The organism is Atopobiaceae bacterium, from assembly GCA_022483015.1.
Lineage (GTDB): Bacteria > Actinomycetota > Coriobacteriia > Coriobacteriales > Atopobiaceae > JALCUE01.
In genome coordinates, this window is record JAKVOB010000001.1 from 1,480,837 (window position 1) to 1,493,132 (window position 12,296).

General features: G+C 65.6%; 10 protein-coding genes. 7 read left to right on the forward strand and 3 right to left on the reverse strand.

All coding sequences use genetic code 11. The features are described from left to right. The first annotated feature begins 2 nt into the window (after positions 1–2). Both LKE50_06310 and LKE50_06315 read left to right on the forward strand, forming a co-directional pair. On the forward strand, positions 3–1,049 hold the full coding sequence (locus tag LKE50_06310; GenBank protein ID MCH3968213.1) for an ABC transporter substrate-binding protein: 1,047 nt from the start codon (positions 3–5) through the stop codon (positions 1,047–1,049). A gap of 43 nt (positions 1,050–1,092) precedes the next feature. Beyond that, a complete protein-coding gene (locus LKE50_06315) occupies positions 1,093–2,496 on the forward strand; it encodes an ATP-binding cassette domain-containing protein (protein ID MCH3968214.1) in 1,404 nt (467 codons plus the stop codon). A gap of 6 nt (positions 2,497–2,502) precedes the next feature. Here the strand turns inward: LKE50_06315 and LKE50_06320 are convergent, their stop codons facing one another. Next, positions 2,503–3,795 carry a hypothetical protein gene (locus LKE50_06320; GenBank protein MCH3968215.1) on the reverse strand — a complete coding sequence of 431 codons (1,293 nt, stop codon included), beginning with the start codon at positions 3,793–3,795 and terminating at the stop codon, positions 2,503–2,505. 287 nt (positions 3,796–4,082) lie between these two features. On the opposite strand from LKE50_06320, the gene LKE50_06325 reads away from it, so the two are divergent. Then, on the forward strand, positions 4,083–4,790 hold the full coding sequence (locus LKE50_06325) for a peptidylprolyl isomerase (protein ID MCH3968216.1): 708 nt from the start codon (positions 4,083–4,085) through the stop codon (positions 4,788–4,790). 209 nt (positions 4,791–4,999) lie between these two features. After that, positions 5,000–6,592, forward strand: a complete 1,593-nt coding sequence (pckA, locus tag LKE50_06330; GenBank protein MCH3968217.1) for a phosphoenolpyruvate carboxykinase (ATP) — start codon at positions 5,000–5,002, stop codon at positions 6,590–6,592. A 119-nt stretch (positions 6,593–6,711) separates the two neighbouring features. Here pckA and pta read toward each other — a convergent pair whose 3' ends face one another. Beyond that, positions 6,712–7,698: a phosphate acetyltransferase gene (gene pta, locus LKE50_06335; GenBank protein MCH3968218.1), complete on the reverse strand. Its 987-nt coding sequence runs from the start codon at positions 7,696–7,698 to the stop codon at positions 6,712–6,714. A gap of 196 nt (positions 7,699–7,894) precedes the next feature. On the opposite strand from pta, the gene glf reads away from it, so the two are divergent. The 3 genes from glf (at position 7,895) to LKE50_06350 (ending at position 11,385) form a co-directional block, all read left to right on the forward strand. After that, positions 7,895–9,097 carry a UDP-galactopyranose mutase gene (glf, locus tag LKE50_06340; GenBank protein MCH3968219.1) on the forward strand — a complete coding sequence of 401 codons (1,203 nt, stop codon included), beginning with the start codon at positions 7,895–7,897 and terminating at the stop codon, positions 9,095–9,097. 42 nt (positions 9,098–9,139) lie between these two features. Then, the gene (locus LKE50_06345; GenBank protein MCH3968220.1) at positions 9,140–10,174 is read left to right on the forward strand and encodes a glycosyltransferase family 2 protein; all 1,035 of its coding nucleotides are present in this window, start codon (positions 9,140–9,142) and stop codon (positions 10,172–10,174) included. Positions 10,175–10,245: 71 nt separating this feature from the next. After that, a complete protein-coding gene (locus LKE50_06350) occupies positions 10,246–11,385 on the forward strand; it encodes a glycosyltransferase family 8 protein (protein ID MCH3968221.1) in 1,140 nt (379 codons plus the stop codon). Here the strand turns inward: LKE50_06350 and LKE50_06355 are convergent. Continuing rightward, positions 11,382–12,242 carry an HAD-IIB family hydrolase gene (locus tag LKE50_06355; protein MCH3968222.1) on the reverse strand — a complete coding sequence of 287 codons (861 nt, stop codon included), beginning with the start codon at positions 12,240–12,242 and terminating at the stop codon, positions 11,382–11,384. The two genes, LKE50_06350 and LKE50_06355, sit on opposite strands and share 4 nt — an antisense overlap. Positions 12,243–12,296 lie beyond the last annotated feature (54 nt).

Below are 12,296 nucleotides of genomic sequence, written 5' to 3' on the forward strand. Positions count from 1 at the left end.
TGATGCGACGTGACCACCCCATCAGAAGGTTCTGCCTCGCCGCCATCGTGAGCTGTCTCGTGGTGGGCGTCCTGGCCCTTATGGGCTGCGGAGGGTCCTCCTCCGACACGGCGTCCACCACGCAGGCGGCCACCACGGCTGAGGCCTCCACGAACTCCGGCACCACGGTGCGCGTGGCCTCGCTCAAGGGGCCCACGTCCGTGGGGCTCGTCTCGTTCATGGAGAAGGCCAAGGCAGGGCAGTGTGCCAACGACTACCAGTTCACCATCTCTGGCACGGCCGACGAGATCGTCCCCAAGGTCATCTCTGGTGACGTCGACATCGCGCTCGTCCCTGCCAACGTGGCCTCGGTGCTCTCCAACAAGACGGACGGTGACATCTCGATCATCGACATCAACACGCTGGGCGTCCTCTCCGTCGTGACGGGTGACTCGTCGATCAAGGACTTCTCCGACCTCGCGGGGCACACCGTCTACATGACGGGCAAGGGTTCCACGCCCGAGTACGTCATGGAGTACCTGCTCGACCAGGCGGGCATCGCCGACCAGGTCACGCTCGAGTTCAAGAGCGAGGCCACCGAGGTCTCGAGCGCGCTCGCGGCCGACCCCTCGGCCATAGGCGTGCTCCCCGAGCCCTACACCACGGCTGTCACCACCAAGAACTCTCAGCTCAAGTCCGTCATCAGCCTCACTGACGTCTGGGATGACGTCACGGGTGGCTCGAGCCAGCTCGTCACGGGCGTGACCATCGTGCGCAACGAGTTCCTGACGGCGCACCCCGACGTGGTCCAGGACTTCATCACGGAGCAGTCTGCCTCGGTCGACGCCGTGAACGCCGACCCTGCGGGCTCCGCCCAGGGCGTGGTCGACGCGGGCATCGTCGACAGCGTGGAGGTCGCCGAGAAGGCCATCCCCAACTGTCAGCTCGTCTGCATCACCGGCGCCAAGATGTCCAAGGCGCTCGGCGGCTACTACAACGTGCTCTACTCGGCTGACCCGTCCTCCGTGGGCGGCTCGGTCCCCACCGAGAACATGTACTACCTCGGATAGCATGGCATCCGAAACACAAGGTGGCGTGACACCAGGCGGGGACGTGCCAAGGCGCGCCCCCGCTCGTGCCATCGCGCGCAAGGTCGGTGTCGTCGCCTTCTGGCTCGTGGTGTGGGAGGCGGCATCGCTCGTGGTGGGATCTCCGCTCATCCTGGCCGGACCCCTTGACACGGCGGTCGCGCTCGGCGGCATCCTCACGGGCGGTCGGCTCCTGGGTGTGGTGGGCTTCTCGTTCGTGCGCATCGTGGGCGGCTTCCTTGTCGCCTTCGTAGGTGGGCTCCTGCTCGGGGCCCTCTCGGCACGTCATGACCTCCTCCGCGAGCTCCTGAGCCCCCTCATGTCGATGCTCAAGTCCACGCCGGTCGTGTGTCTGGTGGTACTTCTCCTCATCTGGTTCGGGTCGGCCAACGTGTCGGCCGTGGCGGTCGCCCTCGTGGTGCTGCCTGCCATCTGGTTCACGGTGGTCGAGGCCGTTGGCCACCTCGACAGGGACGAGGCGGACATGCTCGACGTCTTCCACGTGCACGGCCTACGTCGTCTTGCCGCCTCGTCGTGGCGCCAGATCCTGCCCTACCTGGACTCGATCTGCCGGACGGTCGTCGGCATGAGCTGGAAGGCCGGTGTTGCGGCCGAGCTCATCGGCATTCCCATGGGCAGCATGGGCGAGAGGATCTACCAGTCCAAGCTCCTGCTCGAGACGGCCGACCTCTTCGCCTGGACGGCCGTCATCATCGCGCTGGCCTTCCTCTGCGAGAAGGGCTTCCTGTGGCTGCTGCGAAGGTCCGGCTCCTGGGCGCTCGCCTGGTCGGTGCGCCCCTCAACCCACGTCGTGCATCCGTCCTGTGCGTCAGAGTCCCTTGCCGCGCGTGATGCCGACCTGGGACATGACGGGGTCGGCGTCCTGCGCGGCCTCACGAGGGAGTTCCCGCGTGGCAGCAGGACATGCCTGCTCGACGTCTCCGGCGCCGGCAAGTCCACGCTGCTGAGGGCACTTGCGGGCGTCGACGAACCGATTGCGGGGACCGTGGAGGTACCCGGGCGTACGGGGCTCTCGTTCCAGGGGACCTGCCTCATCGACGAGCTCTCCGCACGGGGAAACGTCGCGCTCGTGGCAGGTCGTGAGGTCTCGGCGGCTGACATCGCGGCGCTGCTCGGCGAGCTGCTCCCGGCGGAGGTGCTGGACCGGCCGGTGAGGGAGCTCTCGGGAGGTCAGCGGCAGCGCGTGGAGCTGGTACGTGCGATGGCCTGGCCTTCCTCGGCGGTGCTTCTCGACGAGCCCTTCGCTGGCCTTGATGTCGATATGCACTGGCGGGCGGCAGGGTTCGTGGACACCCATCTTGGCGGACGCACCCTTGTGGTGGCGACCCATGACAACGGCGATGCCATGGCGCTCAGGGCGCGGGTGGCGGTGCCGCTTGCGCCGGGCGCGCGCCCGGGAATCAAGTGACCCAGGCTAGGCGTGGCGCGCCAGCAGCTCGACCTGCTCGGCGGTGACGTCGAGGACCTGCTGGGCCACCTCGGCGGCCTCGTCGGAGGCATCCATGCAGGCGGTGAGGGTGCAGGTGCCGCCGAACGTGTGGGCGCTCAGCTGGAAGGTGGGCCATGGCCTGGTCGCCGTGGCCACCAGCATATCGGTGACCTTGGTCTGGCCGAAGTCGACCTGGGCCTCGCGGGTCACGCCGAGGTTGGTGTATGAGAGGGCGTCAGGCATGCCGGCGTTCTCGAAGATGCCGCGCATGGCGTCGTAGGGCAGCGCTTTGACGGCCTCGAGCATCAGTGGGTCCCTGAGGCCGGCATCGCTGGCCTTCGCCACGCGCATCTGGCGCGAGACAGCGGCGATGGTGGCCATGAGGGGTTCGCGCACATAGGAGCTCACGCGGCACGAGAGCGACCCGGTGAGGTTACAGACGCCGCAGGTCTGGCCGGCCCGCGCGTAGCGCCTGAGGTCGATGGGGCAGGGGAGTACGACTGAGTCAGAGCCCACCGCCGAGCACAACGTGCGGCCGTATGCCGCAAGCAGGAGGTCGTTCGCGGTGGCACCGACAGCGGCCACCGTGGCACATGCTTGCTCGAAGTCGGCCGCGGCTATGTCCCTGCGGGCGAGTCTGGGGCAGGCAGACCCTGAGGCGGCGGGCATGACGAGGTCAGGGTCGGCCTTCGGGGCGCGAGGGTCATGTGCGAGGACGCGGGCCAGATGCGTCGCCGGGATGTTGCGGGTGATCTGCAGGAGGCCTCGCGTGGCGGGGACGGTGAGGCTGGGCGCGGCGTCGGATCCGGTGTCCTCGCCGGTCGCGCGCGCATAGGCTGACGACAGCAGGGAGAGCACCTGGCGGAAGCCCCCGAAGTCACAGAGCATATGATGGGCGCAGACGACCAGCGTGTCCGGGCCCGTCGGACGACGGACCACGGTGACGCGAAGCTGCGGGGCCACCATCGGGTTGAGGTGTGCGAGGAGCGCCGTGCGGACGGTCTTGTCGTAGGCATCGTCGTCGCAGGTCAGGAGTCGGAGGATGCGCACCGAGGCATCGTCGAATGTGCGCCAGCAGTTGGCGCGCGCATCGAAGGCACCCGCCGCGGCGGGGACGGCCGTGACGACGTGGGCGCAGGCCTCCTTGAGGGCCGCGAGGTTGAGGCGCCCGTCCAGGGCGAGCGCGCATCGCACGAGGGCCTCCTGGCGCTCGTCGAAGTAGCGCTGGATGGTGTCGAGCGGCTGAAGGGGGACGATGGCGCCCTGGTCCTGGGTCATGTCGATGCCTTCCCTCTGGTGGAGCGGGTCACGTTCCTGAAGCACCATACCCCATGTCGATGGACGGGTGATGTGGCGGAGGTGCCGCGTCGATCCGGGGCGACGCCGTGTGCGATGCGGGCTGGCGGCGGTGACATGCCTGCACGGTCGGTGGTGCTCGCCAGGCCAGCCCGATGTCGTTCGTGGGCGCCTTGCGACCCCTGCCTCCTGGCAGCGGGTGGCCGCCTGCGTCGTGCTAGGCTATGACCTGCTACTCAACCCTGTTTCTCTCGCGAAGGGATCTTCCCATGACCTGCACGTGCCGTCGCCTCCGCACGGCCCCGTTGTTCGCGATCGCATGCGCCTGCGTCTGCTGCCTGGTCGCCCTCGCGGGGTGCTCGACCGCCTCGGCCTCCTCGTCGTCCACGGCCTCCGCGGCCTCCACCGGCTCCGGCTCGGCCACGACGTCCTCCTCCTCTTCCTGTGCCACCGCGGCCGTCGGCGATGCCAAGTACTCGACGGGTCTCCATCACGCCACCATCGAGGTCGAGGGTTACGGCACCATACAGGTCGAGCTCAACGCCAGCATCGCTCCTATCACCGTCTCGAACTTCGCCCGCCTCGTCGACGAGGGCTTCTACGACGGACTCACGTTCCATCGTGTGATCTCGGGCTTCATGATCCAGGGCGGGGACCCCAAGGGCAACGGCACCGGTGGCTCTGACCAGTGCATCAAGGGTGAGTTCTCGAAGAACGGCGTGGTGAACACCCTGTCGCACACGCGTGGGACCATCTCGATGGCGCGCTCGACCAACTACAACTCGGCAAGCTCGCAGTTCTTCATCATGCAGGCCGACAACACCTCGCTCGACGGCCAGTACGCCGCCTTCGGCCATGTGACCTCGGGCATGGACGTGGTGGACGCCATCTGTGCCAACGTCCCCACGACCGACTCGAACGGGACCGTCGCTGCCGAGAACCAGCCCAAGATCACCTCGATCACGATGGTCGACTAGTCGGTCGAGGGCCGCAGGCAACGTCCGCACTTCCCACGTCGCACGACGCATCCGACCCGAGATGCGTCGTGCGTCCTCATGTGAGCCACCGCTTGCGGACAAGTCTGCTTCGTGTCGGTGCGCTCGGGTATAAGCGACAAAGTGTGCGATGTGGGGCATATCCTCATCGCAAGAGCTCAACGCATACCGCGCCTGACACGGGAGGCATCATGACCCTCGATATTCTTCGTGCTGCTGGCATCGACTGCCCGCCAGAGAAGCTCCACGCCGACCTTACGGCCGCCGAGCTGGTGGAATGGGCGCTCAAGAGGGGAGAGGGCGAGCTCGCCGTCAATGGCTCGCTCTGCGTGACCACCGGCGAACGTACGGGCCGTTCGCCCAACGACCGCTTCGTGGTCGATGACCCCGCCATCCATGACCGTGTTGCCTGGGGGCCGGTCAACGTCCCGATCGACCGCGCGCACTTCTCGTCCATCCGCGACCGAGCGGCAGGTCGCCTCTCCGACCGCAACCTCTTCGTGGTCCGTGCCATGGCAGGCGCCGACCGCGCGCACTCGCGCAAGGTCATGGTCGTCTGCGAGCTGGCGAGCCAGGCGCTCTTCGCCCATCAGATGCTCATCCGTCCCACGGCCGCGGAGCTAGCGGACTACGGTCAGCCTGACATCCTCGTCCTGGCAGCCCCGGGGCTTCACACCGACCCCGAGCGCGACGCCGTCCATTCCGACGCGGCGGTCATCCTCGACCTTGCTCGCGGCCAGATCGTGGTGGCGGGCACGGCCTACTCCGGCGAGATCAAGAAGGGCGTCTTCTCGTTCATGAACTGGCTGCTCCCCGTCGAGGACGACGTGCTTCCCATGCACTGCTCGGCCAACATGGACCAGGCCACGGGCGAGACGGCCGTCCTGTTCGGGCTCTCGGGCACCGGCAAGACGACACTGTCGGCAGACCCCTTCCGTGACCTCATCGGCGATGACGAGCATGGCTGGTCCGACAAGGGCGTCTTCAACATCGAGGGCGGCTGCTACGCCAAGACCATCGACCTCGACGCTGCGGCCGAGCCTCAGATCTACAACGCCATCAGCTTCGGTTCCATGTGCGAGAACGTCGTCATCGACTCGCATACGCGCCGGCCCGACTACACGGATGGCTCGCTCACCGAGAACACGCGCGTGGCCTATCCCGTGGAGCACATCGACAAGGTCAACGTGAGAGGAACCGGCCAGGTCCCATCGGTGGTGCTGTTCCTTGCCTGTGACGCCTTCGGCGTGCTGCCCCCCATCTCGCGCCTCTCGCGCGATGGCGCCATGTATCACTTCCTCATGGGGTTCACCAGCAAGGTCGCCGGCACCGAGCAGGGCGTGAAGACGCCACAGCCCACGTTCTCCGCCCTCTTCGGCGAGCCGTTCATGCCGCTTGACCCCATGGAGTACGCCCGCATGCTGGGTGACCGCATCGACCGTTACCACACGCGCGTCTATCTGGTGAACACCGGCTGGTCAGGGGGTCCCTATGGGGTCGGCAGCCGCATCAAGCTCAAGGTCACGCGTGCCCTCGTCACGGCCGCGCTCGCCAACTCGATCGGCGACGGAGGCTGGTGGCATGACGACCGCCTCAACCTCGACGTCCCGCGTGACTGCCCGTTCGTGAAGCATGCGATGCTCGATCCCAAGAGCACCTGGAAGGATCCCGAGGCCTACAAGGCGGCGGCGCTTACCCTGGCCGAGATGTTCGAGGAGCATCGCAAGGACCGCTATCCCGACCTGGACGCGGATGTGATCGCGGCAGGGCCGAGCGTCTCGTAAGGGTGGGGTGGAGAAGGCACTTTGCGGTAAAGCCCTGTGCCATAGCGTGAATGCATGAAGAGGCCCCCGACACCACGTAGGTGTCGGGGGCCTCTTGTGCAGGACGTTGGGTATCGAGCCTACTCGGCAGCCGCGGCCATCTGGGCCTGGACGGCGGTGATGGCGATGACGCCCACGATGTCGGTGGCAGAGCAGCCGCGCGAGAGGTCGTTGACCGGCTTGGCGATGCCCTGGAGCAGCGGGCCATAGGCCTCTGCCTTGCCAAGGCGCTGGACGAGCTTGTAGCCGATGTTGCCCGCGTCGAGGTTGGGGAACACGAGGACGTTGGCCTGGCCGGCAACCTTGGAGTCCGGTGCCTTGAGGGAGGCGACCTCGGGGATGAGGGCGGCGTCAAGCTGCAGCTCGCCGTCACAGGCAAGCTCGGGGGCCTTCTCGTTCACGGCCGCGGCAGCGTTGCGGACCTTCTCGACGTACTCACCCTTGGCAGAGCCCTTGGTGGAGTACGAGAGCATGGCGACCTTGGCCTCGGTGCCCATGAAGGCCTTCCAGGTGGCTCCGCATGAGATGGCGATCTCTGAGAGCTGGTCTGCGTCGGGGTACTCGTTGAGGCCGATGTCAGAGAAGAGGAACGTGCCGTTCTGGCCCATCTCGCAGTCGGGTACGCAGACCATCATGAAGCCCGAGACGAGCTTGGTGCCCGGGGCCGTCTTGATGATCTGGAGTGCGGGGCGCAGCGTGTTGGCCGTGGAGTGGCAGGCGCCTGAGACCAGGCCGTCGGCATCACCCATCTTGACCATCATCATGCCGAAGTAGGTGTTGTCATCCACGGTCTCGCGAGCCTGCTCGATGGTCATGCCCTTCTTGGCACGGAGCTCGGCGAGCTTGGCGGCGTAGGCCTCGTGCTTGTCGGAGGCCTTGGGGTCTACGACGGTGGCGCCGGGCACGTCGATGGTGGCCGGGTCGCCCAGGATCACGAGGTCGGCAAGGCCCTCCTCGATGACGGCCTTGGCTGCGGCGATGGTACGGGGGTCCTCGCCCTCGGGCAGTACGATCGTCTTCTTGTCGGCGGCCGCTGCCTTCTTCATACGGTCTAGAAAGTCGCTCATGAACGCTCCTTCTCCTTGTGCGTTTCGTACCTTATGGTGCCAAGCACATCCAGTATAAGGGCGCGTGATAGAATCGGTACCGAGATCGAGTCGTGCACGCACCGCGTACACCTCGATTTCTTCGTGTTATGGGAAGGTCGGTCGCGGGGTGGCACGTCGCATGCCGAGGTCGGCAGAGCTGTTCGAGAGGATATAGATGACGCTCCAGAGTGGTCTGCCCCAGGATTTCAATGCCGAGAACTACGACATGCTCGTGGTCGGTGCAGGTTACGCAGGCGCCGTCTGCGCGAGGAGCCTTGCCGAGGCCTGTGGCTGGCATGTGGCCGTGCTCGAGCGTCGCGACCACGTCGCGGGCAACGCCTATGACTTCTATGACAAGGACGGCATCCTCGTCCACAAGTATGGTCCGCACATCTATCACACCGAGAACGATCGGGTGCACCAGTTCCTCTCGCGCTTCACGGAGTGGACCGACTACCAGCACAAGGTCCTCGCCAACATCCACGGCACCCTGATGCCGGTCCCGTTCAACCATGCCTCGCTGAAGCTCGCCTTCGGGCCTGAGCGCGGCGAGCGCCTCTATGCCAAGCTCGTGGCGACCTTCGGTGAGAACAAGAAGGTCCCCATCATGGAGCTTCGCGAGAAGAACGACGCCGACCTCGCAGAGGTGGCCGACTACGTCTACGAGAACGTCTTCCTGCACTACACCATGAAGCAGTGGGGCAAGACGCCTGACCAGATCGATCCCTCCATCACCGGCCGTGTCCCCGTGTTCGTGGGCGACGACGACCGGTACTTCCCCAAGGCCCCGCACCAGGGCATGCCTGCCGACGGCTATACCAAGCTCTTCGACCGTCTGCTCGACCATGACCTCATCGACGTGTTCTGTGACGTCGATGCTCGCGACATCCTCGAGGTCACGCCTTCGTATGCCATGGTCTCGGGCAAGCCCTACGGCGGCGAGATCGTCTATACGGGCCCGCTCGACGAGCTCTTCGGGCTCGACCTCGGCGGCCTGCCGTATCGCACGCTCGACATGCGGTTCGAGACGCTCGACCAGGACCAGTTCCAGCCCGTGGGCACGGTCAACTACACCACGAGCGAGGACTTCACCCGCATCACCGAGTTCAAGAACATGACCGGCCAGGTCGTCCCCGGCAAGACCGTCATCATGCGCGAGTATCCCAAGGCCTACGAGCCAGGCAGCGGCGAGACCCCGTACTACGCCATCCTCGAGGATGGGTCGCGTGCCCTCTACAAGCGCTACCTCGATCGCGTCGAGGGCGTCTCGAACTTCCATCCGGTGGGACGCCTCGCCGAGTACCGCTACTACGACATGGACGGCGTGGTGGCATCCGCCCTCGACCTGTCCGACGAGCTCGTGGCCGCGCACTCCTAGGCCTGCCCGCCCCAACCCGCACGAAGGAGGGGAGCCATCCCCATGAGCAAGACCATCACGTTCGGCGTTCCCTGCTACAACTCCGCCGAGTACATGGACACGTGCATCTCCTCGATCATCGACGGCTCGGACGCCGCCGATGACGTCCAGCTCATCATCGTCGATGACGGCTCCACCAAGGACGACACGTTTGCCAAGGCGCAGGAGTGGGAGACCCGCTATCCCACCATCGTGAAGGCGGTCCATCAGGAGAACGGCGGTCATGGCATCGCGGTCCTGAAGGCCCTCTCCCTCGCCGAGGGAACCTACTTCAAGATCGTGGACTCCGACGACTGGCTCGATGCCGCCGCCCTGAAGGAGCTTCTCGCGAACCTTCGCGGCTTCGTGAACCATGACGTGCGCATCGACCTCGTGATCTCCAACTACGTCTACGAGCATGTGGAGGACGCTCGTCAGACCTTCGTGGACTACCGGTTCGCGCTGAAGCCTGACAAGATTCTCACCTGGCATGACATCGGTCACTTCACCATGAGCCAGAACCTGCTCATGCACTCGCTGTGCTACCGCACCGACATCCTGCAGGCGGGCGGCATCCCCATGCCTGCCCACACCTTCTACGTGGACAACATCTACGCCTACGTGCCGCTCCCGCGCTGCAAGACGCTCTACTACCTCGACATAGACCTGTACCGCTACTTCATCGGCCGCGAGGACCAGTCTGTGAACGAGAAGGTCATGGCAAGTCGCATCGACCAGCAGATCCGCATCACGCGCATCATGATGCACGCCTATCACCTGTACGACGACATCGACTCGTTCCACCTCCGCAGTTACATGGTGGGGTACTTCACGATGATGATGGCACTGTGCTCGATCTTCTCGCGCCTCTCCGACAAGCCGAACGCCATGGCCGAGTGCAAGGCGCTCTGGGACGAGCTCCGGGAGTACGACAGCAGGATGTACCGGCGTGCGAGCAAGGGCGTCCTCGGCCTCTCGACCAACCTACCCACCAAGACGGGCGAGAAGGTCACCATCGGCCTGTACCGCTTCGCCCAGAAGCTCGTGAAGTTCAACTGACCACGCTCGCAACTGTCTGCATGCCTGGACCGAGCGTCCGGCGTGCGGCTCGTATCGGAGGCATCCGCACCTTGGCTTTCAAGAGACCGGCAACCGTCGCCCTCGGATCGGGCAACGTCTACCGTGACCACGGCACCTCTGCCACGAGCTCGGCGGAGCTCGGCCTTGCCCTGGACGACGTGGTCATCCTCTTCGCCAGCGACGAGTGGTACGTGCCCTATCTCTCGGTGGCCCTCGAGTCGATCGTGGAGCATACCGACCCGGCCCGTAACTACGACGTCGTGATCCTCTCGACCAACATCACCCCGGTGAGCATGAGGACCCTCTGTGACCAGGTGGAGCGCGACAACTTCCACATCGGTTTCCTTGACGCCCCCACGGCGATGGGAGATGTCGAGCTGCCCTGCCGCGGCCACTTCAGGAAGGAGACCTACTACCGCCTCATGGCGCCTGAGATGCTGCCAGACGTGAGCAAGGCCATCTACCTCGATAGCGACCTTGTCGCTCTGACCGACGTGGCCGCCCTGTTCGACACGGACGTCGATGGCTACCTGCTCGCGGCGACCCGTGACGCCGACACGGCCGGGCAGTGCGACGGATACGATTGCACGGTCAAGGCCTATCTTGAGGGGCAGGTCGGCCTCGACGACACGCATACCTACTTCCAGGCGGGCGTGCTCCTGCTCAACCTCGAGGAGTTCAGGCGTCGCACCACGTCAGACGAGCTCGTTGGCCTCGCCACGGAGCATACCTGGAAGTGGCTCGACCAGGACGTCCTCAACCACGTGGCGCGCAACGGCGGCTATCGTGCGGTCGACATGCGCTGGAACGTGCTCGTGGACTGGGAAGGGCTGCGTCGTACCCACATCATCGGCGCCGCAGCCCCCGAGGTCCGTGCCGCCTACGAGAAGGCTCGCCTCGATCCGCTCATCGTGCACTATGCGGGCACGGACGACCGTCCCTGGGTCAACCCCAAGATGGACATGGCCGAGTACTTCTGGGACTATGCCTCGAGGTGCCCCTATCATGACGAGATCCTGCAGCGGCTCCACCAATCCCGGCACACCTTGCACGGATGGCTCCATCGCTTCCCGGCCTTCTTCATGTTCAAGTTCGGCATGCCGATCGTCGACTGGTGCCTGCCTCCGGGAAGGCGCAGGCGTGCCTGGTTCATCCTGAAGTTCTACCATTTCGGTGGTTACACGGGCTAGATGTCCCGATCTTGAACCGGCGTGTGCTGGGGTGCCACGAAGTGGTCCACGACCTCGGCGATGACGCCCTCGTCGCAGGTGGCCGAGCAGACGTAGTCGCAGCTCGGGGCGACGTCCGGCGTGACGTTGGCAGCCCCCACCCCAAGTCCCGCCGCGCGGATCATGGCGAGGTCGTTCACGGAGTCGCCGCAGCCTATGCACTCGTCCAGGCCGATGCCGAGCAGGCCTGCAAGGTGCGCGAGCCCGGAGCCCTTGTCGACGCCCTTGGGACAGAACTCGATGTAGCGGTTCGACGAGTAGACCACGGTCGTGCTCTCGACGAGGTGCTCGGCGCCATATCGTGCGGGATCGCGGCCGACCTCGTGCAGGAAGCCGAAGTCGTCTGACTGGATGAGGCACTTGGCGATCGGCTCATTCGCCAGGAAGTCGACGTCGTCCTCTGGGAAGTCCTCCACGAGCATGCGTCCGGCGAGGAAGTCGCGCTCGGAGGCGTTCATCCGCGAGCACCATACCGGTCCGTTGAGGACATAGGCATGGAAGCACAGGTCCAGTCGCCGCGAGAGTTCGAAGGCCTCCTCGAGCAGGTCGAAGGGCATGGTCGCGCTCGTGAGGACCCTGCCCGTGCCCGCCTCGGTGATGCAGCCCCCGTTGTATGAGATGACATGCGAAGGTGCGAGCCCTGCGCTCGTGAGCCCTTCGAGGGTCATCATGACCGAGTCGAACCCACGCCCGCTCGCCGGGACGAACTCCACCCCGAGGTCTGCCAGCCTTCGTACCGCCTCGAGGTTGGCCGCCGGGATGGTGTGGTCGTGGGCGAGGAACGTCTCGTCCATGTCACTTGCGACGAGCTTGTACATGGGACTCCTTAGGAGGCTGATGTGGGGCAGGGCGATGCGAGGGGAACGGGTGTG